Here is a 24,619-nt window from a genome sequence, read left to right on the forward strand (position 1 = left end):
AATCGGAGAGTTTGCCGCTGTTGCATGTCATTACAATGTCTCTGCCTCAGCCCCATACAAATCCGGGCGCTTCGCGGCTTTTTTCGCCAGCTTTTTGATCTTGTGCTGCGTCAGAACCGTATAGAAGGACGGTACGACGATCAAGGTCAAAAGTGTCGAGAACGCCAAGCCGGAAATAATGGTGACCGCTAGCGGTTTGAACAAAACGTCACCCGAAATAGCTAACGGCATCATACCTGCAATCGCTGTAAGCGAGGTCAAAAGAATAGGCCGTAGCCGTGCCTCACACGCAGAAATAACCGCCTGCTTCAGCTCCATGCCTGTATGACGTGCCTCCTCGATGAACTCGATCAAAACAATCCCGTTACGCACCACGATGCCCGCCAACGCAATAATCCCCATCATTGTCATAAAGCCAAGTGGCGTCTGGGTCACGAACAAGCCGATCAAGCTCCCCGATACAGCGAGGTAAATCGTACTGGTAACCAGTACAGGAATGGTCAAGGAATAGAATTGCATCGCGATCAAAATCAGGATCAAGAAAACCACAAGAATCGAAAGTTTGCCCATGTCGATAAAAATATCAGTCTGCTCGGAAGTCTCGCCGCCAATCTCATAGCGGTATCCTTCAGGCAAGGACATACTATCGAGCATCGGCTTGATCTCTGCCATTACGTCTGTAGCCGTTCTACCTTTCAGATCACTGGTAACCGTCACGCTCCGCGACAAATCGCGATGCGGGATCGTCTGTGTACTGAAAGTCGGTTTTACTTCCGCAAGCTGTGACAACGGAATCAGCTCTCCACGCGCATTGGCGATGCTGAGTCGCTGGAACAGCAATGCAGGGTCTTCCTCACCTTTTTGCAAGAACAGCTTCATATCTATCAGGTCTGAGCCCGTATCAAACTCGCTTACGGTAATGCCTTCGCTCACCAGACGCAATGTCGTGGACAAGTCCGTGTAGTTGACGAGCTTTTGCTCCATTAGCTCTTTATTGACGACAAATTCCAAGGTGTAGCGTTCTACCCCGAAATCGTCTTGTACATTGTACGTTCCCTCTAATCCGGCAACCTTTTCTTTTGCTTGTGCAGAAAGAGAGCGCAGCGTCTCAATATCCTCTCCATAAAAACGGATCACGACTGGTTTTCCAACCGGAGGACCTGCCTCCAGCTGCTTCGTCAAGATACTGGCTTCCGGATACAGCTTTTTGAATTCCTCTGTCCACGGCTCCAGCATGTTCTCGAGATGGGTCTCTTTTTCATTATAACGAACCACTAGCTGTCCGACGGTAATGCCGCTTCCGGCAGCTGTATCTCCGCCGAACATTTTCGGTGCACTGCCTCCCGCGTACGCAGATACTGTCTCGATGCCAGGCTGCTTCAACACCCAGTCTGCCGTCCCACGTACCACTCGGTCTGTTTCCTCCAGACTGTTGCCTACGGGGAGACGGATATCGATGAGAAACTGCGGGCGATCATCGTTCGGGAACAATTCCACTGGAGTGAGCGGTATCAATCCATATGCTGCCGTTCCAATCAATACGCCAATCATTCCTGCCAAAAGCGGTCGCTTCAAAATTTTCGGCATGAACTTGCTCGCATACCACTTGGTCAGCTGCAACAATTGTTTCCCCAACAGTCCAGCGGGCTTACGATACCCTTCTACGCCAGCCTTTCTACGTTGCTCATACCATTGGCGAAAGATCGGGATGATCGTCAGCGACATGACCATCGACGCCAGCATCGTCATCGAAATAATGACGGGAACCGGACGAATGAACTGCCCGACGTTGCCGCTCAAAAACATCAAGGGCGCAAACGACGCAATCGTAGCCAGCGTAGCAGTCGTGATCGATATCGATACTTCCTTGGCACCATGAACCGCCGCAGCCATCGGTTTTTCACCCAGGACAGACAGTCTCCGCTCAATATTGTCATTGACTACCACAGCGTCATCGACCAATATCCCCAGCACAATAATCAAGGAAACGATCGAGATCATATTGAGTGAAATACCCAGAGATGGCAGGAACATAAGCCCCACAGCCAAGGAAATCGGAATCGCCATCGCTACTACCAATGAAGTGATCAGGTTCAATCCGAGTGCACACACCACCAAAACAGCGACGATGGCAATCATCATTTCTCGGGTCAGGTCGCTAAAAAGCTCATCGACGCGTTCATTTTGACTGTAAATCGAGTGTCTCTCGGCCCCTGCCGGAAGTGTTTTATCCAAGGTAACCATCATCTCGTCAACGCGCTTCTGCAAGGACGGCACATCACTTCCTGTCTCTGCATTGACGCTGATCGTGATCGAAGGCTTCCCATTGAAATACGAAGTCGTTTTCACCGTCTCCGTCGTCATTTTGACCGATCCGATGTCCTTCAGATAGATCGGGAAGCCCTCTTTTGAACGAGAGATAATGACTTTATTCAGTTCTTCGACATCTGTATTTTCCGCCAGCTTAAGCTGGTAGGTCCGTTTTTCTGTGGTCAGGTCGCCAAGCGGGATTTTTTCATTTTCCTTTTTGACAGCCATCATCACCTGACTCCATGTGATCCCGTACTGGCTCAGCTTTTGCGTATCAACCTCGATGTGGACCTCCTGCTCCGGTAGACCCTCCACCAGTACATCCGCTACGTTCGGAATGGTGCGCAGCTGTTCTTTCCACGATTTCAGCATGGTACGCATGCTGTACAATTCCTCACGCGTGTTAGCGGTGACCGCAAACGATTGGACAAACGTACGATTCAAATCATCATTGATGATCGGTTGTTTCGCATCGGCTGGTAGATCAGCCTCTGCGTCCTTTACCTTCTTCCGCAATTCATCCCATTTTTGCTTCGGGTCTACGTCACTCTTTGCTTCCACCATGATAAAAGAGACTCCGAGGGAAGATGAGGATGATATATAGTTAAGTCCCTGTAATTCATTGATTTTTTCTTCCAGCTTTTTCGTAACAGCCTGCTCGACCTTTTCCGGCGAAGCTCCCGGGTATACCGTCGTGATCGTCGCCATGTTGACGATAATATCCGGCATCTCTTGCTTGGGTAGCTGAAAAAAGCTCAGGGAGCCTACAAGTGCAATCATGCTGAAAAACAGAAGCGTGATTTTGCGCTTTTGTACGATGTACTTGATCACGGTTGTGTACCTCCTGCCGCCTCGATTGGATCACCGTCAAACAAACGGTCCACCCCTTTGACGATCAGTTGGTCTCCTTCTTTTAATCCGTTCTTGATCTCGAGCTTGTCACTGACAATCTGCCCGATGGCTACGCTTGTTTTGACAGCCTTGCCGCCTGCATTGACGAAGACATGCGCGTCATCTTTTCCTCTGCTGATGACTGCTTCCACTGGTACGTAGACACCTTCCTGCCCCGTTACCGTTTTGGTCGCTTTCACCACCTGACCAGCAAACCAGTCACGAGCTTGGTTGGCGATTTGGACCTCTACACCAATCGTTCCGGTATTTTGGTTCGTGGCAGGAAATATTTTTGTCACTTTGCCATCCCGTTTTTGTCCATACAGGTCTAAGGAGATCGACTCGCCTACTTTCCATGCCGAAATCTCACGGTCAGGAACGGGCAATACGACTTTTAATGTGTCGATGTTGCCGACTTGAAAGACGGGGGTGCCTGAACCAACCAAATTGCCAGCAGACGAGAGCTTGGCGATGATCGTCCCGTTTATCGGCGAACGGAGCTGTGTTTTGGCAAGTGTATTGGCTGCCACTTCTTTGGCAATGACGGACTGATTATAAACAGCCTGGCTCAACTGTTTGTCTTCCACACGAGCGCCTTGGGTAACTAGCGAATAGGACTGCTGTGCGTTTTGCAAATCCTTTTGCGCAATCGTCAGTCCATTTTGTGCACTTTCATACTCGCTTTTGGAGATGGCGTTTTGTTGGTAGAGCTTTTCAATCCGGTTGAAATCATCCTGCATTTTTTGCAAAGCGACTGTTGCCTTCTCCACCAGCAATCGCGCCTGCGTCACTTCTTGCTCTCTCGCCCCATTCGTTACCTTGCTAAGATTTGCCGCACTCTGCTGCATAGCAGCGTTTGAAGAAGCGACTTGGAGCGAGTAATCCTGGGCGTTCACACGGGCGAGCACATCTCCCGCTTTGACTGTGTCTCCTTCTTTACGGTTCATCTCCACGATACGACCGCCTACTTCAAAAGAGACGAGTGCTTCCTCCAAAGGAGCCAGCGTACCAGACAACTCTGTAACGGTAACAGCCTGCTCCTTCTTCACTTGTGCAACGACGACATGCTTCACTTCCTTCTGGGGTGCCGAAGCAGGTTGTTGCTCGCTGCAAGCCGTCGTTGCCAATAGTCCGATCATCATTACAGATACAAGCCATCTTCTCTTCATGACTTCCTCCGCCCCTATGTAGCTATGCTGTTTATTTGAATCCCTTGATGCCTTGTAGCAAGATTTCAGAAGCATTTTCAAAAAGCTCTTCTTCTACCATTTCGAGATCGAGATTGACCCGATACTTCGCCATAAAGGCATAGAAGAAAGTGGAGACGAACATAAGAGCTGCCGTGAACGGATCTACCTTTGGCAAATGCCCTTGCTCCTGAAACGCTAGGAGCTTGTTGGACAATACCTCGACTGCGGTCATCGGCAGGCTGCTGAACATCTGCACGACTTCCGGGTGGTTATCCGCTTCAATCATGCAGATCATGAAAATTTCTTTGCGCTCGACCAATAAGCCGTAATACGTGCGTGCGTAGCTGACTAGCATTTGCTTGAGATCAGAAAACTCGCCTTGCAGCCCTTGCTCCAGCTGCTCCCGGACATCCATGATTTCTTTTAGGAGTTCTGTCAAGATGCCTACCTTGTTCTTGAAATGACGAAATACCGTCACCTCATTAACTCCTGCAAGCTCAGAGATCTTGCGTGTAGTCGCTCCCTTGTATCCCTTCTGTGCCATTAGCTGACGTGCGGCTGATAAAATTCGCTCACGGGTTTCCTGTTCCTCTTCGCCTCTCCCCCCCAGCTTCTGTTCTATATCTGGGTGATCCATAAAGCACCTCCGTGCCAAGCAAGCAATTACTTGCATTTTCATTTTTTTCCAAACTCATTATATAAAGGAACTGCATGCATGTAAATACTTGCATACAGTTCCAAATGTTAATTTTTCCTTGTCAGCCTTACCGTTGTGTCTTCGTCTTAATCTGCGAGCTTGGGTCTTGCTTGCATTCTGTGCTGTATTCGACCAGATCGATTTCGCAGTCCGGCCCAATCTCGATCTTGTTGCCGCGAACGACCTTGGCCTTTGTGTTTTCCAGATAGATTTCGTCTCCTTCGATCGTCTCTACAGACAAGGTATTGTTGAGAAAATGCTTCAACAGCTTGCCCAAGGTGCTATTCCCTGTTCGGCGCACCTCGATGTGCTCTCCACCCATTTCTTTTGCCTCACAGCCGCCATGCAAAAGCACCTCGATTCGCCCTGCATTCAGCAGTCCTCCGATACTAAACGCACCGTTTGCCCGGAACACTTCCGCTTCGCAATCCCCTGCGGTTTTCAATGACCCGAGAACCTTTACGTCCTCGCCTGCCATATTGCCCTGTACCTTGACGTTGCCACCTACTTTTAGACTCGTAAAATTCAAATCGTCCGCAACATCAAGCTGACCATATACGGATAACGTATCCATTTTCACTTTGCCTTTAATCGACGCGTTGCCCTCCACTCTTGCCGAAGAGCCAATGAGATCTCCCGTGATACTGACATGTCCTGCACAATGAAGCGACTCGCACTCTACGTCGCCATTGATCTTGCCGTAACCTTGCACATCTACTTTGTTGTATACGCCACCCGTAGCATTCACTGCCCCATGAAAGATCAAATCTGTTTTATTATTGTTCTCGTTCTGCATGGTATGGTCTCCCCCTACATAAATTTTGCTTTTAATTCTTCGATGCAATTGGCGAAAATGAGCCGCGTCACTACCTTTACACCGTTGTCAAAATACATTTCGGTAGAGCCAGATACCAACACGAACGTGGAAATCCCCATCTTGCGCATAAAAATCAGCTCACAAGGCTTCCCATCGAACTTAGGATAGTGGCTAGCCAGTACCTGCAGCAATCCGCCGCCTTCTTCTACAGTTAAGTCTCCTGCTGCCAAAAGTTTTTCCAACACATAGGCGTATAGTGCCTGCTGGAAGGTAAAGGTCCTTAGGCTTCCGAGAAAAACGTTAAACACTTCTAAAGAGGTAACAGAAACAATGTTTCGTGCCAATAGTTCATCTGCGGACAATGACGTTTCACTCATATTTGGTGAAAACATGTCCGCCAATTCATCCAGCGACAAGTCGTCTTTCATGTTCAGGATCTTGTCGATTCGAGCTAAAATCTGTTCGCGCGGGAAAAAGGTTTCTTGCCCTGTAAAAGTCGCTCGGCGAATGAACCACTCCTCTGGAATCAAGTTCTTTCGTTTCCAACGGTATAACTGTCCGTACGAAATGCCTGTCAGCTCCAGCAGGTCCTTCTTCGAGATTACATTTGTGTCCAAGTGAAGCACCTCCAAAAACAATGTAACATAACACTGTTACGTTATTCAACTACAGACTGTTTGACACTCGAGGGACTGTCACAAAATCCCTTTAGCTGGATCAAATAAGTGATTTGAATGCAGAAAGGAAGCATGACATATGAAAAAACAAACACTAGCCGTGACAAGTATGATTGCCTTGCTGTTATCCGTTGCATCTCCATTTACAAACACACAAGCGCCAGCATATGCAGCTGGTCAGGCGCCAGCAGTAGAGCCAGAAATGAAAACCCTTGCTCAGTTAAACAAAAATGTCGTAGAAGCGGCGAAACAAGCGATGCAAAAACAGGCTGGCGGCGTGCCGATCGAACTGGACGAGATGATGGGAGAAACGACAGATTGCTGGGTGATTTCGGCCAAAAACAACAGAGGTGAGGTGCTCGTTACCAAGCAGGAGGGCAAGATTGTATCCGTATCCGTGAAATTAAAATGGAGCGAAGTGGCTGCTGATTTGCAAAATACAGCTACGAGCACGTTAAAAGAAATGGATCATCAGCATGCCTTTACGATTGATTGGGTAGAACGGATCAATTGGGAAAAAGAAAACATTTGGCAGTTCAAAGGGCAAAATGCCTCGGTCAGCATTGACGCTGCCACCGGGAAGGTCAACGCTGCGACATTGAATTATACAAACGAGAAAATGAACCCCAAAGTGGTCGATACAGCGCAAAGGGCGCTGAAGCCTCTTTCCAACGGTAAAGCATCGGCGCTGCTTCCTGACGTAACACTGATGAAAGAATCAAAAGAACGCTTGGATCAAGTATGGAATTTCATGGATATGGAACGAAAATACAGAATCGTCATAGGGGCGAAAACAGGGAAAGTAGTGGCAGCGACCATGTTCAGTGAGTTCAGAGATGGGAACTATACCGCGGACGAAGATATTCCCAAGGTGTTTGCCAAACCATTCTTTACAAAAGAAGCGGCGATTGCTGCTGCCAACCCGATGATGAAAAAGGTTTTTAACCTCGATCTGACCGGATACAATGTTTCGTCCAAATATAACGTATATACGTTTACGAAAAAGGGGAAACCGACTGTTACAGCAGCGATCAACCATAAAGGAATCTTCTATGATTTCGCCGTTACGCCGGAAAACGGCTTGATCAACTAGGGATGCTCTTAGATATTGGGGCACAATCCACCTTTACCAAATACACCAATGAAACCACCTATTGAAAGGTGGTTTCATCGTGTTGGCCGTTCTTATGTAAATTCTGCTTGCATCAAGCGTTTCAGATCAGTTGGTATTGGTGCCTCGACTACAATCTCTTTTTCGAGAAGCGGATGCAAAAAAGACAACTTGGAAGCATGCAGAGCCTGTCGGCGTAACAAACCTCTCGCTCCTCCGTACATCGTATCGCCAGCAAGCGGGTGTCCAATATGGGCAAAGTGAACGCGAATCTGATGGGTACGCCCCGTCTCCAGCCAAACCCGTGCGAGCGTCATTCCCTCAGAGGTCTGTTGTACCTCGTAATGTGTGATGGCAGGATCGCCACTCTCCACAACACGGCGCTTCGTAGGATGACGCGCATCTCGGCCAATTGGCGCATCAATCGTTCCAGCTCCCTCTGACAGCACGCCACTGGCAACCGCAAGATACTCGCGATGAATACCTCCTTCGCGTAGTAGCCTGTCAGCCAATTGATGACCATAGCTACTTTTAGCTACAAGAATAGCTCCTGATGTATCTTTATCCAGCCGATGCACAGGATGTACACTCGTCTGCTCACCCCTTGCCGCCAGTACGGCAGCGAGTGCATGTACCAGTGTGTCGGTCTCCTGTTTAATCGGGTGCACCATCATGCCTGCCGGTTTGTTTGCAATCAAGAGATGATCGTCCTCGTACAAAATATCGATGGACGGCATTGGTGTAATCGGTCCCTCGGGCTTCGTATCATGTTGGGGCTGCCCAGGTGCTTGTGCTTGCGATTGCTCTTGCCTCTCGATGACACGAACCGCGATTGTATCTCCTGCTTTTACTTGTCTTTGCAGGAAGGGCTGCTTGCGATTGAGTAAAATCCCCTTACTTCTCGTCAGCCGCTGCATCATACGACCCGACACGTTGAGCTTTTGCCGGACGATTTGTTCTACGTTCATTCCCGTGTCTTGTTCACTGACGATGTATTCGATCCAATCTTTGCGGCTCACGTCTAATCCCTCTGTTCCATGCTTTTTTCTTATTGTAGCAAAAGGATGCCAGAGATGCTCGTCTGTAGTCGTCCCCTTACATTTGGCGGTGGGGGAAGCCCTGCCACATGTCTTCCAGTCGCCTGTATCCTCTCTTCGTTCGGGCGGTCTCCTTCCAGACATGTGACAGTGCTTACGGACAGCTTGTGTTTGCTTCGTTCTTTTAGAGCGCTTTGTTTGATATTCAGGGGGAGTTTTATATGGTGAAACTAAAACTCCGTAGGAAGAAGCGCATTTCCAGTCCAAGCGCCTCTGGAGCCCAACCCAGCTCCGGAATAAATGGCGGGGGTTTTCAGCTTCACTTATGAAACCCTTCCTCGAAACTTCTACGTTTGAAGCGCTCCCGCCATTTATTCCGGAGCGGGCAGTCAATCCCCTTTGCGGGGCGTAGGCCGAAGCGTAGACTGGAAATGCGCTTCTTCCCTCATCGACAGCTACGTTAAAATGTGAAAAAACCACCATGCTAAGCATGATGGCCCTGTTAACTTACCCTTTTAAGTTTTCCGGATTGAGTCCTTGCAGCTCTGGCAAAACGAACAAACCGTCTTTGCGAATCAGCACATCATCAAACCATATTTCTCCGCCGCCATACTCGGGACGTTGGATGTTTACCATATCCCAGTGGATTTGGCTGCGGTTGCCGTTATCTGCGTTGTCGTATGCACGTCCTGGTGTGAAGTGGAAGCTGCCGGCAATTTTTTCATCGAACAAGATATCATTCATTGGGTGCAGGATGTACGGATGCACACCAATTGCGAATTCCCCGATGTAGCGCGCTCCTTCGTCCGTATCGAAAATTTCGTTGAGTCTCTCGGTGTTGTTAGAAGTCGCCTCGACGATTTTTCCGTCTACAAACTTCAGGCACACATTTTCAAATTTCGTGCCCATGTAGCTTGTTGCTGCGTTGTACGTAATGGTTCCATTCACGGAGTTACGCACTGGGGCTGTAAAAATCTCGCCGTCTGGAATGTTGCGAAGCCCGGAGCAAATGATACTAGGGATGTCCTTGATTGAGAATTGAAGATCTGTTCCAGGTCCAACAAGACGCACTTTGTCCGTGCGATCCATCAGTTGCTGCAAAGGCAAAAAGGCTTCGTGCATCTTTTTATAGTCAACGGAACATACGTCAAAATAAAAATCTTCAAAAGCAACGGTAGACATGTTGGCATTTTGCGCCAAAGCCGTGGTCGGGTAGTTGAGCAGTGTCCAACGTACATTGTTGGTCAGGTAGTCATTCAATTCTTGCATCACACTTTGGTGTGCACGACGACGCTCTACCGGGACATCGGCCATCTCACTGTCGTTGGACGGACCATTGATGACGATATATGTATCCAAATCTTTGTACATTGGCTCTTCCCATCTCGCCAAATGAGTCGCACGCTCTGCACTTGCACCGAGCATCAGCTCACGTTGGATAGACGGGTCAATAATCCGTACGAACGGATAAGCTCCCAAGTCATACGCCTGCTTAACCAATTCTTTTGCCAAAGCGTGACCCTCGCCACGAACTTCAATCAACAAGCTTTCTTTTTCCTTCAGGCGTACAGAATGGCTCAGCAAATTTGTAGCCAGCTTAACGATGCGTGCATCCAGCATGCGATATCCCCCACATTCCTAACATGATTGGTTATTGTTAAAAAATATTTTACCGAATGAAGGTACCTTTTTCAATTCTCGATGTTCTTGGTACTATTCAAAAAAACCAAAAAATTATCTTGCATAAATTCGACTCTTTCGAGTATTCTAATCAACAAGAGTTTACCTATGTAAAAATTTTGAAAGACGGGAGTGCTGAGTTCATGGTGTTTTCTGTAGTTATCTTCGCTTAGGTGGGGCCTCTCTAAGGGGCACTGCCTCTTACAACCCTATCAAAAGCTAGAAGCTGCAGGATGCCTGAACCGCTTCCGTCTTTTTCCCGATATAAATTGCGGGCCATGTTCTTGGGTGAACAGTCGGTTTACTGTACCTAAAATTAAAGGTATATAACCGTCTCTCTTTTGTACCCCATTGAACTGGTTATTTCCCGCCACCCTTGTATCGTTTGATAAAGCGCAAGCGGAAGAGCATTGTCTCTACCCCGTTTGCGCTTTTTTACGTGGAATTTTTCCAAGAAGAGAATCGAAGTCAAAGCACCTGCAGAAATAGAATGGAGGAATTCGTGTCATGATATGGCGTTCGTGGGATCTTAACTTGAAGGTACGTCTCTTTGGTGAATTGATTACGCACACCTTCTTTTGGATGTACTTTCCGTTTATGGCGATTTATTTTAGCGATACGTTTGGGAAGGATGTAGCGGGTCTTCTGTTGATGGTACCACCGCTGCTCGGGATGCTGTCCAACCTGTTTGGCGGATATTTGGCTGACCGGGTAGGTCGCAGGTTCACGATGCTGCTCTCGCTCTGTACATCGACCGTGATGTTCGCCCTGTTTGCTTTCTCCCCGTCTCCTTGGGTCGACTATATTGCCTTCATCGGGATCGGGATCGCTGGGGCTCTCTACTGGCCTGCCAGCTCCGCCATGGTGGCTGATTTGACCACAGAAGAAGATCGAAGAATTGTCTTTGCTACCTTTTACACAGCGATGAACATCGGGGTGGTTGCGGGTCCCGTATTGGGTTCTGTCTTTTTTGTTCATTACCGCCCGCAGCTGTTAATGTTCTGTACCATCGTTGAGTTGCTTTTTGCGATTGCCGTCTTTTTCCTGATCAAAGAAACGCTGCCTGAACACGTCCGTCAGGAGAAGGCAAAGGAGCGTTTTTCCCTGATTCAGCAATTCAAGAGTTACGCCATTATTTTCCGAGATAAAGCATTTGCCCTGTACATTGGCGCAGGGATTTTGATCGCCATTGGATTCATGCAGTTGGACATTTACATGGCGTTGTATGTCAAAGAGCATGTTGTGCAGCAGCCATTATTTTCGTGGGGCAATTGGACTTATTCTGTCGGCGGAACCAGCGCATTCGGCTGGCTCATGGCTTTAAATGGTTTTTTGGTGGTTCTGTTTACCCTGCCGGTCACACGCTGGTTTGAAAACTGGAGCGATCGCAACAGCCTCGTCATCTCCTCCATCTTATTCGGTCTCGGCCTGTTCTTGATGGCCTTTACGACGAATATTTGGCTCCTGTTCGGCTGTATGGCGATTTTGACATTCGGCGAGCTGATGCGCACACCAGTCGCCCAGAGCTTCATCAGTAAATACTCGCCGGAGGATGCACGCGGTCAGTACATGGGAGCTTCTTCGCTCCAGTTCTCCATTGGTCGCTTCTTCGCTCCCCTGACGATCGGACTATCCCAATGGCTCGCTCCTGTTGGTGTATTCGGTGTCATCCTAGGCTTTACCTTAGTCAGTGCCTATCTGTATATCATTTTATTCCGGATGATTGGTGCCAAAGAAGTTAGCAAGAGTAGCTAGAGTAGAGCATGTCCGTTCTACCAAATCTCCTCCTCTCATATAAATGAGTCATAGATAGCTTGACCAGGAGGGGATCGTCATGAACCAGCCGAATGCCTTTGCTACATTTAGAGAACATCGAGGAATCGTCTACCGAACTTCTACCTATCTTCAATGGGGAGCGAATTCAGAGGGGCATCGTTCTCTTGGGAGCTGTCTCTTACTGAACCCTGGTAGTGCCAAGCTTTTTCGTGAAAGACCTGCTCCCGGTCATAGCGTCATAGGTCAAACCACACTCGATCCCACCATGCGACAATTGATCCGGCTGGTGGAGGCGATCTACGGAAAGCGGGCATTGGCAGGCAGATTCCATATGTACAATCTGTTTTCCGTACAAAATGCTGCTGCCGTGAGTGCCATTTCTCATTTCGAGCAGCTCATTCACGAGAAAGAAACGACGCTTGCGGCTCAGCTCGTATCTACACAGGAACTGCAAAAGCATCCGTGGCTCCTGCTGGGGTGGGGGCTTTCACATCACCATTCCTGGCAGCATTTTTCTTCGCTCAAGAAACTGTGGAAACAACGGATCGCAGCAGCAGGGATACCGACTTTTGGCAAGCCCTGCCCCAAGGGAATCGATTACTACCATCCGAGTCCGCTTCTACATGCGACGAAAGAAATGATCCTGGAGGAACTGGTGGAGATCTATAGGAAAACGATTGGGCGAAAGTCTGCCCATCCGCTTTAGATAAAAAAAGAGTCTGTCTCCCCACAAAGCGGGAAACAGACTCTTTTCCATTCACTACGGCATCTCGCTGCCCTCGAAAAATTCCGTTCTGTCAAAACGACCGCGCATCCATTTGTACGTATCTTCATAGATGGCGCGCTTGACAGGGTCCGTGCTCTTGACAGACTCTAGCAATGTCTTGGAGCCGAAGTAGTAAGCGTGTACGTTGTTTTTATCCATCCCCAGCTTGTGGGTGGCCACTAACTGATTGTAGTAGGTCTGATAGAACTTCGGATCATTGTACATCTTCCAGTCGCCTTCGATCTCGATGTCCATGTCGTACTTGTTGACAACGTCCAGTACCCCTTGAATACGGTCAATTCCTACCGGCTTGTCGCTATAATAGCTTGGCTGCAGGAATGCCTTATCGAAATAAAGAGATTTCCACTCGGACACTCCCGGTGCACCGAAATACGGAATCCAATAATATCGCAACGCCTCGTCATGCACCATGCTACCCATGTCACGAATCAGCTGGCGTTCTTTCGGTGCACCATCCTCCACCAGCTCATGGAACCAATAGATTCCTTCCAGCTTCAGATACGCGTATCCTTCCTTGTTCCAGCGCTTCATGAGCTCCTGGAAGTACCATTCCAGTGCAGCTTTGCGGTTCTGATACGCTTGCTCTTCCCCAATTCCCGCAGGGCTGAAGGAAAGGGATGGTTTCTTTTCATCCAGCTGGCCAAAATTGGTCTGACTGGCATTCGGATATGGCAGAGCCAACACGACATTTTCCTGCGTCGGTGTTGAATACAGCGTTCCGCGCAGGCGATTGTATTCCCGCATAGCTTGGTTAAGAGCATCCAACTGCTTATTCGAGCCGAACAAATCATTCATATACGTTGTCCAGCTTTCCTTCGTAGCAGGAATAGTCTGATACGGCAGGAACAAAATCGTGTCAAACATCTGGTCACGCATATAACCATCTACGGTGCGGTAACCAACCATCGGGAGGAAATCCTCTTTGGTCCATGTCCCGAGTTCGCCATGCTCTCCGGTATAAGCGAGTAGCATATTTTCCACACGACGTCCTGCTTGTTTGGCATCTTCCAGCTTTGCCGGGTTTGGTGGCGGCAACAAGACAGCGCCATTGTTCCACTCGCTATCCGTTTTTGCCCATACCTCCAGCTGGCGAGCGAACGTAAATACTTTCACCGGGAAAGATACCCGGACATAACGGGTGTTGACGTCCGGCAAGGTCACGCTCAATGTGCGTGTAACCAGCTTGTCCTCTTTGGCGGAAACATCGTGAACGGCTCTTCCCGCATACGACCACACTTTTCCGTCGCGAGATACCTCGACTTCCATGTATTCTGGCATCGTGATGCCCGAGGTCTTCTGTTGCTTAAACGTCAGCGCAACTCTCTCCAATGGCTTCGCCTCGTCGAGCTCAACGGTCACCTTACGTCCAAACTGACGGTGGTATCCCGTCCAGTCTTCTGTAGGCGTAACAAGTCCGCCTACTGGACCCGGATATTGCTTCTCCAGCTCTTGGAAATATGAATCTGGCGCTCCAAAAGTAGTAACCGATGTATAACTGCCTGGTGCGATATTGACCAGTTCGTCCTTCTCTGCTGGCTCTTTCGCCTCTTCTTCTGGATCAGCAGGCTTCGTTGCATCCGTTTCTGTTGCTCCGGTGTCTGCGTCTGGCTTTTCTCCCTCTACTACCGTCTTGCTTTCATCGACTTTCGTTGCCGAGTCATTGGAAGAAGTCACCGGCGCAGTCTTTGGCGTGTCCTCTACCTTTTCGACAGCTGGCTTACCAGCGTCCTTGATCTCAACGGGAATCGTCGTCGTTTTGTAGCCGACTGTCACCGTGAGATTTCCTTTGCCTGCTGTAGGACCAGCAACAAAGGTTCCGTCAGCCGAAACGGCTCCCAGCTCGGGACGATCAAAAGCGAAAATAGGTGTAAAAGGCAGATCATCTCCGCCGATGCTGCTTACCTTCAAGCGTTGGCTCGTGCCAGCAGCCAAACTCAGCCGCTCTACATCTACCTTGTATTTCACCTGTTCTGCTTGCTGGTAGCGTGCATCCAAGACGCGCTCAGCGATCACAGCAGCCTCTGCACGCGTGACAGTACCTGTCGGATTAAACTTGCCGCCTGCACCTTGCATCCAGCGCTGATTCGTCACTTCTTCCACGGCCGTTTTGGCATAATTGGCGAATTCTTCTTCATCGCTGTATGCAACAGGAGTCTGACCTGCCACTTTGGTTACAGCGCCTTCTTTCATCAAGCGAGACAGCATGACAGCCAGCTCTTGTCGTGTAAGCGGGTCTAGAGCACCCATCGTGTGCTCACTTCTACCGTTCATCACACCCAACTCAGAGAGTCCATATACGTATGGTGCATAAGGACTTTCCAGTGGTACATCTTCAAAAGCGGCATCGTCGATTTCTGTTGGTTGAAGACCGATTACTTTTGTCAAAAGCACCGCAATATCCTGTCTAGAAATCGTGTTTTGCGGGTTGAAGCGGTTTTCTCCCTGACCACTGATCATATGAAGGGCTGCAAGTCTGGTTACGGCTTTACTGGCGTAGCTGTTGCCCAAATCCGTAAACTCCGTTTGCGCTTCTTCTTGTTTTTTGAACTGATCTTCCAGCTTCTTGGTCTGTTCTGCTGGTTTCTCGCTCTCCACCGCCGGTTTCTCTGGCTCTGTCGCAGCATGAGTCAACGGCGTGCTTTGGACCAGTAATGTCGTCGCTGCCAATAGCGCAGCAAGCATTCTGCTCCCGAATCTACTCTTGCTCATTGCATTTTCTCCTCCAATTATGCCCCTTCTTTAGAGGTAGTTCAAAAAGTCATCTTTGAACAATACTCTTATGTCTACTCGGTCGGGGTAACCATTGGCCCGCGCGGCGGTCTAGGTCCGAAAAACTGATAGTAATCTACCTTGATATTTCCGTTGTAGAGCTTGCGCTTTTTGCTTGCTGTACGACCAAAATGCTCCTCAAACTGTTCATCGGACGTAATAACATAGAAAGACCACGTATCCATGGCAGCAAAGGTTTCCCCCATTTCGCCATACATCTTGGCAACCTGCTTCCATTCTCCCAAGCGCTCCCCATAAGGTGGGTTGCAAATTAAGTAGCCGTACTTGCGCTTGGTTCGCACATCCCGCACATCCATGCGCTGAAAATGAATCAGGTCATCTACACCGGCCTCAGTGGCGTTGTGGCGGGCAATTTTCAAGATCTCGTCATCCATATCTGTCCCGATAATCTCCAGCTTTTGATCATAACGAGCCAAATCATGGGTCTCTGCACGAGCTTCACGCCAAGCTGTTTTCGGAATGATAGGCCACGTCTCGGAAACGAATTCCCGGTTCATCCCCGGAGCGATGTTTTGTCCGATCAGCGCCGCCTCAATCGGAAGTGTACCCGAACCACAGAATGGGTCCATGAATACCCGATCAGGCTTCCAGCGAGACAGCATAATCATCGCCGCAGCCATGGTTTCCTTCAGTGGCGCTTGTCCGATCAATTCCCGGTAGCCGCGCTTGTGCAGGCCCGGTCCTGACGTATCAATCGTCAGCGTCGCCACATCCTTGAGAAGTGCCACCTCGATCTTGTACAGCGGCCCTTGCTCATCGAACCACTCGCGCTTGTAGGTCTTTTTCAGACTTTCTACCACTGCTTTTTTCACGATCGCTTGGCAATCCGGCACACTGAACAAGGTAGATTTGACCGATTTCCCTTCCACTGGAAACGTCCCATCCTCTGTGATCCAATCGGCCCACGGCAGTGCTTTTGTCTGTTCAAACAGCTCGTCAAACGTAGTCGCTTTGAACTCCCCTATCTTAAGACGCACGCGGTCGGCAGTTCGTAACCACAAATTTGTGCGGGGAATCGCAGAAATATCTGCGGTGAACGTTACCTTGCCGTTTTCCACCTGTACCGGACCGTATCCGAGTGCCTTTACCTCTTCTGCTACTACTGATTCCAAACCAAAAGTCGCCGTAGCGATCAATTCTACTTTTTGCATATGTAATCTCCTGTCCGTCCGATATCCTTCGGGCAAATGCCCTGTCCTACTACCTTACATATTATATTACCCCATTTACGAATAGCGTTGGTAAACTTGTCTAAATTCAAAAGACCCATCACCGAAAAACAGTGACGGGGTACGGCATGTGGATCATCCATATGGGACATCCTACGAAAAACTTTGCGTACGGGAGGGAGTCAGGGTGCCAGAATTACCTGAGATGGAGACCTATCGCCGACTGCTACAGGAAAAAATCGGTGGCGGAACAATTACTGCCACACATGTTCAGCGGGAAAAAACGATTAATCTACCACCTGCGGAATTTGCTCGTCTTTTGCAAGGCAATCGCCTGACACTTGTCGACCGACGTGGCAAGCATCTTCTCTTCCATCTGGAAAGTGGACATGTCCTGCTGCTTCATCTGATGCTCGGCGGCTTTCTATACCTGGGCTCTGCGGAAGACAAACTGAAGAGAACCGCCCAAGTGACTCTTGCCTTTGACGAGCGCATTTTATATTTTCACGGCCTCCGCTTAGGCTACCTACACTTGCTCACCAACGTTCAGATCGACGAGAGACTGGCTCCACTCGGTCCGGAGCCATTGGACCCGCTGTTTACCTTTCCCCGATTTACGGAGCTACTCGCTGACAAGCGCAGCGTCCTCAAAACAGCATTAGTCAATCAGCATTGGCTGGCGGGCATCGGCAACTGCTATGCGGACGAAATCTGCTTTCATGCCGCCATCCTGCCTACCCGGACGATCCCAACGCTTTCTTTCGAGGAACAAAAACGACTGTATCATTCCATGCAAACCGTGCTTACAGAAGCCATTCGATTCGGCGGTTACATGCAACCGCTCTTTTCCGGTGATTCCCTGACAGGTGGCTTCGATGAGCGCTGTCAGGTGTACGATCGAGGCGGAGAGCCTTGCCCGCGCTGTGGACAGCCTATCGAAAAGAGCGAGCTCTCCTCCCGCAAAGTATTCGCCTGCACGAACTGCCAGCATTGACAGGAGCGTATTCACTCCCTAGACGACAGGAGTCTTTGCGGCTTCCATCTGCTTGATCATAAACACCTGTTCCGTCTCGGAAGGACTGAATCCCGCCGCTTGCAGGATTTCGACAAGCAAGGTATCAGCCGCGCGCAAATTAAACGTAGAACGGCGGCAATCGTGTGCAAGCGGCCCATACACGTGCGCGAGTGCGGTTTTCAAAATGTCTTGGGCATCAGGATGCTCTGGCTGTGCAACACATTGACGCAGCACGATCCCACTCACTTTGCCTTCTTCGTTTATCGAGCACTTGTACATCGCATAGCCGACCGCCTGACCCTCTCTGTCTTCTATAAGCACGGCCTGCGCATCTCGCAAGTTCAGCCAGTAATTTTGCCATGGGACATCGGTCACGTAAAACGGCAGCATGGCGACTTCCGGAGCCAAAATGCGCCGAACCCGATAATCAGCCTGTACATTTGTCTGAAAGGCATTCTCTGCCAGCGGCCCACTCTGCTGCAAAAACAACAGACGATCCACAACGTCATAGCCTTTTTGCTCATACAAGGCAATCGCTTTGGTATTTTGGCTCAATGCCTCCAAGGTAGCTACTTCCACCCCAGCTTCCCGGTACAAATCCAATGTCGCCTCAATCAGTTGCTTCCCTACTCCTTGTCGACGATATTCCGTGGCGACACCCGTTCCACCATTCCACGCGACTTTTCGCCCTGCAATGGTTCTCATCCCGCTGGCCACTACGCCAATCGGCTCTGTGCCGTCAAAAGCAACCACAGACAGGGACAGCACATATCCCTCGCCCCCCAGTCGTTGGACAAGCATTTCTTCTGTCATCGTAAACTCGATAAAATAGCCTTCAAATCCTCTGTTCCACGCTTTGGTCACTTCTGCAAAGGTACAGTCGCTCATCCGTTTGATGGTAATCATGGTATCACCTTCCTGATATTTGATAAAATAATTTTAATCGATAAAATCAAAAAATTCAATCATCTCGGAACACCTTTCTCCAGCTTTGTCACCCACACGCCTGACATGGTAAAATTAAATAATCACTTACTCGGGAGGTTCCTATGCGCAAACAGCTTACGGTCGGTTCGCTCATTCCTGGACGATCTGACGTACAGATGTCGAGTCCAGCCCCCGTTCCCGTGCAGACGCATACATCATTGAAAAAAACAGAAATGAGTCTGGCTCACCCCCAATCAGAGCAGAAGCTCGTACAGGTGAAGCAACGCTCACAAACGATGCCAGTCCGGTACACTCCCTCTCAGACACTATTACAAGCTGCCCTCACGCAAGATCACCCCATCGCTTACAAATGCCAACAAGGGCATTGCGGCAAGTGCAGTGTACAGATCGTAGCTGGTGCATCATTACTTGACACCCCAACCGGACAGGAAAAAGCAAAGCTGGGAGAAAAACTCGCTACAGGCTATCGCCTCGCTTGTCAGAGCACATTTCGCTCTTCGATTCCTACATAGAGGGTATTTCTAATAGAAAAAGGTGGCCGTAGCATGAATCCTACACGCATCCTACTATTCGCTGGGGGCAATCTGGGCAACTGGGCGATCCAAGAGATTCGCGAAAATGATTGGCTCGTCGGCGTTGACAGAGGTGCCTTGTTCCTCATTCGCAACGGTCTTGTGCCAAGATTGTCGATTGGTGACTTTGATTCTGTCAGCACCGAGGAAATGGCAGAAATTGAACGCCACAGTATGCACGTCTCCTCCTGCGATCCCGTCATGAAAGATTTGACTGATACAGAGATGGCGCTTACTTGGGCAATCGAGCAACAGCCCGAGGAGATTGTGCTGCTTGGTGTGCTCGGCTCTCGTTTTGACCATATGCTGGCAAACGTACACTTGCTGAACAAAGCGTTGCAGACGGGCACCAACTGCCTCATCCTCGATGAAACCAATGAAATCCGTCTGATTGACCGCCATAGTACGATCGAGCAGAATCATTTTGATCATATCTCTCTGCTGCCTTTTACACCGGAAGTCACAGGGATCACCTTAACTGGATTCCTCTATCCGTTGAAGGACGCGACCCTGCGGATTGGCGACACGCTTGGCATCAGCAATCTGCTAACGGAACAGACTGGAACGATCACGATTCAAACGGGCAAGCTGCTCGTTGTCAAAAGCAAAGACTAATCGTTAGAAAAAGAAAGGATCTCCCTGCATGATGCAAAACAATGGAGATCCTTTTCCTTTTCCCTGCACAAATGCAGGCTACTCTTCCTCTACCTGCATCGGCAACTGCCAATCAATCTCTTGAAGCTCGCGCGAACGCAAAAACTCATTGGTCCGCGAAAAAGGACGACTGCCAAAAAAGCCGCGATTCGCCGAAAATGGGCTCGGATGCGGGGAGGCGATGACGAAATGCTTGTTTCGGTCAATGAATGCCGCTTTCTCCTGCGCATGCTTTCCCCACAGGATGAAAACAAGGGGAGTCTCCCGGTCGTTCAACAAATGAATAATTCGATCCGTAAACGTCTCCCACCCAATGTCCTTGTGCGAATTCGGAGTGCCGCGACGAACCGTCAGAACGGTGTTCAGCATCATGACGCCTTGCTTCGCCCAATGGTTCAGGTAACCATGCTGGGGAATTTCAAAACCGACATCGCTTTTCAATTCTTTGTAAATGTTGACCAGAGACGGAGGCGGCTTGATTCCCGGCTTGACCGAAAAGCTCAATCCATGTGCTTGTCCCGGTCCGTGATACGGGTCCTGCCCCAAAATCACAACCTTTGCATTCTGATAGTCAGTCAGGTGCAGCGCTGTGAATATATGAAACATATCTGGGTAAATTGTCTGTGTCTGATACTCTTCCTTCAACGTCTGACGAAGCTTTACATAATAGGGCTTTTCGAATTCATCGGCCAATACGGGGGCCCAGTCATTTTGCAATATGGTAGTCATGTACCTCACCTTGTCCGCTGTTTTTTTCTACCTTACCACAAACCTCCCCATCACTGAACCACTGATTCGAGAACTAGGACCATTCTGACTTGGTCCTATCTTTCCCATGTTTCCTAGTCTTTGTTTCCTAGTACCCTCGTTTGATAGCTTTTCTCCTATGATCTTTGACATAATGATTGCTGGGAAGATTTAGAGAAAAGAGAAAGGGAGAGGGTTTCACATCATGAAATGGGACATAAAGTCATTTTTGGGGGGCATTGTTGTAGGTTCGGTGCTCTTTTCCGGAATTGCCATTGCAGCACCCGCTTTTCCAGACGCGGAAGAAGGAATGAAAACACCGTTCACCTACTACTTTGACGGGATGCCGAAATCACCAAACAGCGACGTACAAGGCATCATGTACAAAAACTCCGTCTATGTACCAATCCGCTTCGTAGCAGAGAACCTGAACAAACCGGTCATTTACGATGCGAGAACCAAATCGATTTTCATCGGTAAAATTCCAACAGCAAAAATGTACTCCAAAATGGAAGCGATCGAGCTGGTGAAAAAGAAATTCGCTGGCAAACTCTCGCCGACACATGTAGTCGAGTACGCTCATGACGACGAAAAAGGTCACTATGTCATCCAAGTGTACCAAACGGTCGTGAACAACTTCCAATCTGGCGACAGCTACACCAGTACGTATGGCTGGTTCGTAGTGAACCCGAATACCGGGGAAATTAAGTCGTTATTATAATTTCTTCTGCACTTATTTATTCGTACGAAAAAGACAGCGGACTAGGGACCCGCTAGCACCGGAGGATATCCTTCCGGTGCCTTTTTTATTTCCTGGAAAAATTTAGATTGATTACCACTTGTCCCATGTGATACGATCTCCCTATCGAAACTTAACAGACATTTTTATTTACTATTTATTTTATATAAGGAGTGAACTTGTTTATGTCTACCTTACCGAACTGGGCGAGTTTATACCTTCAACGTTTACAGCTAGATCACAAGTCCCCTAACCTCTCTTATCTCAGTGAGCTCTGTCGCGCGCATCTGCAGACCTTCCCTTATGAAAATGTAAGCAAGCTGCTCTTCTTCCGTGACGGAAAACATGTGGCACCGACCCCTGAGGAATATGTGCACAATGCGATCCACCATCATTTTGGCGGCACATGCTATACCACCAATCACAGCTTTCTCGCGCTACTTCGCTCCCTTGGCTTCTTCGGTCACCTCATCTTGCCAGGCGGTGGGCATACTGCCATCCTGATCGACGGTCCGAACACAGGAGAGACACCCGTCTATGTGGATACGGGGGCTACCGCTCCTATCTTTGAGCCGATTCATTTTCTGGAAGACGGGAACCATTCCAGGCCTTTTGGCACTGTTTCGATGGAATTGACCAAAAGTCCCGATCATCCTGAACACTATCGCTTTACGCGGTATGAAAACGGAAAAGTGGCAATTCCTCCGTGGGATTTTCATCCGAATGAACGAAAAGAACTGTCCGACTTGTCGGAGGTCATCCGCTCCTCTTTTTTACCAGACGCCTTATTTTTGAATCGACTTCACATTCATCGTTTTCAGCTAGAGCAAGATCGCTTCGTGGTCCTCAAAAACAACACTCTCCACATCGGTTATTCAGATGGCACAGACCAGATAACACCACTCCACACGATCTCTGATATAGAAGCCGCCGTAGCCGATGAAATGCAATTGCCACTTCTCCCTGTTCGCGAGGCGGTAGAAATCTTGCTCGAACGTGGTATTGATATTTTCTCTGCCCCCAAGAAAAAAGAAGTCCCACTTGAAAACGAAGCTCTCGATCGTCCTACCATTTGCTAATATCTGGTTGACAATGATAATATTTCTCAATAATATGGAAAAGTAGGGAAATGGTATATAAGGAGTGTCGCACTTCATGATGATGGAGATAAAAACATACGTCGTCCAGGAAGGTCATTCTGACAAAATCGTACAAGGCTTTAGCGAGCCTGGTGCTGTTGAGAAGGCTCCTGGTTTTGTAGATTTGAGCGTGCTAGTACAGAAGCCACGAAAAGGTGAAGAAGAAGTGGTCGTCATAATCCGCTGGGAATCAAAAGAAGCGTGGAAGCAGTGGGAGCTGAGTGATGTTCATCTGGCAGGTCACCGCGAAGCGCGCGAAGAAAAGACCCCTGAGTGGTACATTAGCGGCAATACCGGCCATTACGAGTTGAAAGCGAAAAAAGAACCGCAGCCTTCGTAAATACAAACAAACCAGCCCAGACCTCGGAAAAACTCCGATCAATCCAGGCTGGTTTTTTATTTTCCTCTATCCTTTTTCCAAACCGTATTTCTCCATCTTCCGGTACAAGGTCGACAAGCTGATTTGCAGCTCATTGGCAATCGCGGCTTTGTCCTGTCCAAACTTGCCTGCATTCAAATATCGGTGGAGAATGGAGCGTTCATATTCTGCCACCAGCTTTTCCAATCCCAAATCGCTGCCTACTGTCGTCGGTTCATCCTCGAACAGCAAATACTCAGGAAGCTCCTCGTTGCCGATGACTTGCCCCTCCGCCATGTTGACCATATACTCGACGGCATTTTCCAGCTGACGAATATTCCCCGGCCACTCGTATGCCTGTAGTCGTTGGACGAGCTGGGCTTCGAGCTCCAGTCTACCTTTTTGCAGCAACGTCCCGTATCGATACAGAAAATGCTGCAAGTAAAGCGCAATATCCTCCGTGCGTTCACGCAACGGCTTTAACCGCAAGGGGATGACATTTAGTCGATAATATAAATCCTCGCGAAACGTTCCTTCCCTGACCATGCTCTCCAAATCTCTGTGTGTAGCAGCAATAACACGTACATCCACGCCTAGCGTCTTCACGCCGCCTACCCGATCTACTGTTTTCTCCTGAAGGACGCGCAGCAGCTTGGGCTGGAGGAACAACGGAATATCGCCTACTTCATCCAGAAAAATCGTTCCCTTGTGGGCCAATTCAAATTTTCCCGGCTTCCCTTCGCGTCTCGAGCCTGTGAATGCGCCACCTTCGTACCCGAACAACTCGCTTTCTAACAAGGTCTCAGGAATCGCCGCGCAATTGACTGCGATAAATGGCTGTCTGCTGCGCGCACTCTCGCAGTGAATGGCTTTTGCTAACAGCTCCTTGCCCGTTCCGCTCTCTCCCCGGATCAAAACAGTGGAAATGCTGTGCGTCACTTTTTTCGCTTTGGCAATCACATCGCGCAAGCCTGTTTCTGCCCCAATCAGCTGGGCGAAATACACCGGATGAACCGAGGCCTGCGGCATTTCCTCTTGAATGTTACAGCTCTTCTCCCGTTGCGCATCCAGCTCTAGCAGCTTGTGCTCAATCAAGGAACTCGTATGCTGCAAAAACGGCATCCATTTTTCCGAGTGGTGCAGCATTTTTTCTTTTTGTTCAGGGGAAAAACCAATAATTCCGATGACCCCTACCGTCTTCTCCCGTTTGTGCACCGGAAATCCAATCGTCGCCAGCTCTCGGCATTGCTGCAAAAACTTGCAATTGCCACACTCCGATTCGTTCTTTTTCATGTCAAAAATCATTCCCGGCTGTCCGGTTTGCAGGATCATTCGAAAAAACGATCCCTCCGGCGCAGGCAATCCAATCAACTCCTGATAGTAGCCGGTCCCGCTCACACGTATCCCTTGTTCATCCAGGATGGTGACATCGAGTCCCAGTACCTTGGAAATATTGTCGGCGTACGATTGAATGAATTCCTCGATCCGGGAAAACTCTGTCATGCCCAATCCTCC

Annotated in this window: 21 protein-coding genes; 9 read left to right on the forward strand and 12 right to left on the reverse strand. The window is 49.1% G+C overall.

From position 1 onward, the window contains the following. Nucleotides 1-30: 30 nt before the first annotated feature. From HPY27_RS13660 to HPY27_RS13680, 5 genes are all read right to left on the reverse strand, one after another. Nucleotides 31-3,141, reverse strand: coding sequence for an efflux RND transporter permease subunit (locus HPY27_RS13660; RefSeq protein ID WP_174225238.1), 3,111 nt, complete (start codon nucleotides 3,139-3,141; stop codon nucleotides 31-33). Beyond that, the gene (locus HPY27_RS13665) at nucleotides 3,138-4,370 is read right to left on the reverse strand and encodes an efflux RND transporter periplasmic adaptor subunit (RefSeq protein ID WP_174225239.1); all 1,233 of its coding nucleotides are present in this window, start codon (nucleotides 4,368-4,370) and stop codon (nucleotides 3,138-3,140) included. Before HPY27_RS13665 ends, HPY27_RS13660 begins: the two co-directional genes overlap by 4 nt. 31 nt (nucleotides 4,371-4,401) lie before the next feature. Then, nucleotides 4,402-5,028 (reverse strand): TetR/AcrR family transcriptional regulator, encoded by a 627-nt coding sequence (locus tag HPY27_RS13670; protein WP_017252425.1) that lies wholly within the window; start codon nucleotides 5,026-5,028, stop codon nucleotides 4,402-4,404. 127 nt (nucleotides 5,029-5,155) lie between these two features. Further along, on the reverse strand, nucleotides 5,156-5,884 hold the full coding sequence (locus HPY27_RS13675) for a polymer-forming cytoskeletal protein (RefSeq protein WP_017252426.1): 729 nt from the start codon (nucleotides 5,882-5,884) through the stop codon (nucleotides 5,156-5,158). A 14-nt stretch (nucleotides 5,885-5,898) separates the two neighbouring features. After that, entirely contained in the window at nucleotides 5,899-6,522 is a 624-nt protein-coding gene (locus HPY27_RS13680; protein WP_026043397.1) for a YhbD family protein, read from the reverse strand. Nucleotides 6,523-6,661: 139 nt separating this feature from the next. Between HPY27_RS13680 and HPY27_RS13685 the strand changes: the two genes are divergently transcribed. Beyond that, a complete protein-coding gene (locus tag HPY27_RS13685; protein WP_174225240.1) occupies nucleotides 6,662-7,675 on the forward strand; it encodes a hypothetical protein in 1,014 nt (337 codons plus the stop codon). A 92-nt stretch (nucleotides 7,676-7,767) separates the two neighbouring features. Here HPY27_RS13685 and HPY27_RS13690 read toward each other — a convergent pair whose 3' ends face one another. Both HPY27_RS13690 and HPY27_RS13695 read right to left on the reverse strand, forming a co-directional pair. Beyond that, nucleotides 7,768-8,712 carry an RluA family pseudouridine synthase gene (locus HPY27_RS13690; RefSeq protein ID WP_017252429.1) on the reverse strand — a complete coding sequence of 315 codons (945 nt, stop codon included), beginning with the start codon at nucleotides 8,710-8,712 and terminating at the stop codon, nucleotides 7,768-7,770. 525 nt (nucleotides 8,713-9,237) lie between these two features. After that, nucleotides 9,238-10,350 carry an aminopeptidase gene (locus HPY27_RS13695; protein ID WP_106834756.1) on the reverse strand — a complete coding sequence of 371 codons (1,113 nt, stop codon included), beginning with the start codon at nucleotides 10,348-10,350 and terminating at the stop codon, nucleotides 9,238-9,240. Nucleotides 10,351-10,917: 567 nt separating this feature from the next. Between HPY27_RS13695 and HPY27_RS13700 the strand changes: the two genes are divergently transcribed. After that, entirely contained in the window at nucleotides 10,918-12,165 is a 1,248-nt protein-coding gene (locus HPY27_RS13700; RefSeq protein WP_174225241.1) for an MDR family MFS transporter, read from the forward strand. A 79-nt stretch (nucleotides 12,166-12,244) separates the two neighbouring features. Further along, the gene (locus HPY27_RS13705; protein WP_174225242.1) at nucleotides 12,245-12,892 is read left to right on the forward strand and encodes a hypothetical protein; all 648 of its coding nucleotides are present in this window, start codon (nucleotides 12,245-12,247) and stop codon (nucleotides 12,890-12,892) included. A 54-nt stretch (nucleotides 12,893-12,946) separates the two neighbouring features. Here the strand turns inward: HPY27_RS13705 and HPY27_RS13710 are convergent, their stop codons facing one another. Together HPY27_RS13710 and HPY27_RS13715 are read right to left on the reverse strand one after the other, a co-directional pair. Beyond that, nucleotides 12,947-15,481 carry a DUF4855 domain-containing protein gene (locus tag HPY27_RS13710; protein WP_371814329.1) on the reverse strand — a complete coding sequence of 845 codons (2,535 nt, stop codon included), beginning with the start codon at nucleotides 15,479-15,481 and terminating at the stop codon, nucleotides 12,947-12,949. A 275-nt stretch (nucleotides 15,482-15,756) separates the two neighbouring features. Continuing rightward, a complete protein-coding gene (locus HPY27_RS13715; protein WP_069851114.1) occupies nucleotides 15,757-16,914 on the reverse strand; it encodes a THUMP domain-containing class I SAM-dependent RNA methyltransferase in 1,158 nt (385 codons plus the stop codon). A gap of 205 nt (nucleotides 16,915-17,119) precedes the next feature. On the opposite strand from HPY27_RS13715, the gene HPY27_RS13720 reads away from it, so the two are divergent. Then, the gene (locus HPY27_RS13720; RefSeq protein ID WP_017252437.1) at nucleotides 17,120-17,926 is read left to right on the forward strand and encodes an Fpg/Nei family DNA glycosylase; all 807 of its coding nucleotides are present in this window, start codon (nucleotides 17,120-17,122) and stop codon (nucleotides 17,924-17,926) included. Between the two features lie 18 nt (nucleotides 17,927-17,944). On the opposite strand, the gene HPY27_RS13725 is transcribed toward HPY27_RS13720, so the two are convergent. Continuing rightward, nucleotides 17,945-18,853, reverse strand: a complete 909-nt coding sequence (locus tag HPY27_RS13725; protein WP_106834751.1) for a GNAT family N-acetyltransferase — start codon at nucleotides 18,851-18,853, stop codon at nucleotides 17,945-17,947. Between the two features lie 143 nt (nucleotides 18,854-18,996). Between HPY27_RS13725 and HPY27_RS13730 the strand changes: the two genes are divergently transcribed. Both HPY27_RS13730 and HPY27_RS13735 read left to right on the forward strand, forming a co-directional pair. Then, the gene (locus tag HPY27_RS13730; protein ID WP_173623296.1) at nucleotides 18,997-19,407 is read left to right on the forward strand and encodes a 2Fe-2S iron-sulfur cluster binding domain-containing protein; all 411 of its coding nucleotides are present in this window, start codon (nucleotides 18,997-18,999) and stop codon (nucleotides 19,405-19,407) included. 33 nt (nucleotides 19,408-19,440) lie between these two features. Further along, nucleotides 19,441-20,082: a thiamine diphosphokinase gene (locus HPY27_RS13735; RefSeq protein WP_017252440.1), complete on the forward strand. Its 642-nt coding sequence runs from the start codon at nucleotides 19,441-19,443 to the stop codon at nucleotides 20,080-20,082. A 78-nt stretch (nucleotides 20,083-20,160) separates the two neighbouring features. On the opposite strand, the gene HPY27_RS13740 is transcribed toward HPY27_RS13735, so the two are convergent. Continuing rightward, nucleotides 20,161-20,850 carry a uracil-DNA glycosylase gene (locus HPY27_RS13740; RefSeq protein WP_069851122.1) on the reverse strand — a complete coding sequence of 230 codons (690 nt, stop codon included), beginning with the start codon at nucleotides 20,848-20,850 and terminating at the stop codon, nucleotides 20,161-20,163. Nucleotides 20,851-21,073: 223 nt separating this feature from the next. Here HPY27_RS13740 and HPY27_RS13745 point away from each other — a divergent pair, with 223 nt between their 5' ends. From HPY27_RS13745 to HPY27_RS13755, 3 genes are all read left to right on the forward strand, one after another. Beyond that, nucleotides 21,074-21,589, forward strand: a complete 516-nt coding sequence (locus HPY27_RS13745; protein WP_017252442.1) for a stalk domain-containing protein — start codon at nucleotides 21,074-21,076, stop codon at nucleotides 21,587-21,589. A gap of 203 nt (nucleotides 21,590-21,792) precedes the next feature. Further along, a complete protein-coding gene (locus HPY27_RS13750) occupies nucleotides 21,793-22,686 on the forward strand; it encodes an arylamine N-acetyltransferase (protein WP_017252443.1) in 894 nt (297 codons plus the stop codon). Between the two features lie 76 nt (nucleotides 22,687-22,762). Next, complete coding sequence (locus tag HPY27_RS13755) at nucleotides 22,763-23,086, forward strand: antibiotic biosynthesis monooxygenase family protein (protein WP_017252444.1); 324 nt, start codon at nucleotides 22,763-22,765, stop codon at nucleotides 23,084-23,086. Nucleotides 23,087-23,152: 66 nt separating this feature from the next. Here the strand turns inward: HPY27_RS13755 and HPY27_RS13760 are convergent, their stop codons facing one another. Continuing rightward, nucleotides 23,153-24,607, reverse strand: a complete 1,455-nt coding sequence (locus HPY27_RS13760) for a sigma-54 interaction domain-containing protein (protein ID WP_174225244.1) — start codon at nucleotides 24,605-24,607, stop codon at nucleotides 23,153-23,155. Nucleotides 24,608-24,619 lie beyond the last annotated feature (12 nt).

Source organism: Brevibacillus sp. HB1.1 (assembly GCF_013332445.1).
Classification (GTDB): domain Bacteria; phylum Bacillota; class Bacilli; order Brevibacillales; family Brevibacillaceae; genus Brevibacillus; species Brevibacillus porteri.

Bases quoted from the DNA above. Each gene is read 5' to 3' on its own strand.
- HPY27_RS13715 (WP_069851114.1), bottom strand. From the start codon at position 16,914: ATGCAAAAAGTAGAATTGATCGCTACGGCGACTTTTGGTTTGGAATCA.
- HPY27_RS13675 (WP_017252426.1), bottom strand. From the start codon at position 5,884: ATGCAGAACGAGAACAATAATAAAACAGATTTGATCTTTCATGGGGCA.
- HPY27_RS13740 (WP_069851122.1), bottom strand. From the start codon at position 20,850: ATGACTACCATATTGCAAAATGACTGGGCCCCCGTATTGGCCGATGAA.
- HPY27_RS13670 (WP_017252425.1), bottom strand. From the start codon at position 5,028: ATGGATCACCCAGATATAGAACAGAAGCTGGGGGGGAGAGGCGAAGAG.
- HPY27_RS13665 (WP_174225239.1), bottom strand. From the start codon at position 4,370: ATGAAGAGAAGATGGCTTGTATCTGTAATGATGATCGGACTATTGGCA.
- HPY27_RS13700 (WP_174225241.1), top strand. From the start codon at position 10,918: ATGATATGGCGTTCGTGGGATCTTAACTTGAAGGTACGTCTCTTTGGT.
- HPY27_RS13695 (WP_106834756.1), bottom strand. From the start codon at position 10,350: ATGCTGGATGCACGCATCGTTAAGCTGGCTACAAATTTGCTGAGCCAT.
- HPY27_RS13705 (WP_174225242.1), top strand. From the start codon at position 12,245: ATGAACCAGCCGAATGCCTTTGCTACATTTAGAGAACATCGAGGAATC.
- HPY27_RS13760 (WP_174225244.1), bottom strand. From the start codon at position 24,607: ATGACAGAGTTTTCCCGGATCGAGGAATTCATTCAATCGTACGCCGAC.
- HPY27_RS13745 (WP_017252442.1), top strand. From the start codon at position 21,074: ATGAAATGGGACATAAAGTCATTTTTGGGGGGCATTGTTGTAGGTTCG.
- HPY27_RS13730 (WP_173623296.1), top strand. From the start codon at position 18,997: ATGCGCAAACAGCTTACGGTCGGTTCGCTCATTCCTGGACGATCTGAC.
- HPY27_RS13735 (WP_017252440.1), top strand. From the start codon at position 19,441: ATGAATCCTACACGCATCCTACTATTCGCTGGGGGCAATCTGGGCAAC.
- HPY27_RS13755 (WP_017252444.1), top strand. From the start codon at position 22,763: ATGATGATGGAGATAAAAACATACGTCGTCCAGGAAGGTCATTCTGAC.
- HPY27_RS13685 (WP_174225240.1), top strand. From the start codon at position 6,662: ATGAAAAAACAAACACTAGCCGTGACAAGTATGATTGCCTTGCTGTTA.
- HPY27_RS13725 (WP_106834751.1), bottom strand. From the start codon at position 18,853: ATGATTACCATCAAACGGATGAGCGACTGTACCTTTGCAGAAGTGACC.
- HPY27_RS13750 (WP_017252443.1), top strand. From the start codon at position 21,793: ATGTCTACCTTACCGAACTGGGCGAGTTTATACCTTCAACGTTTACAG.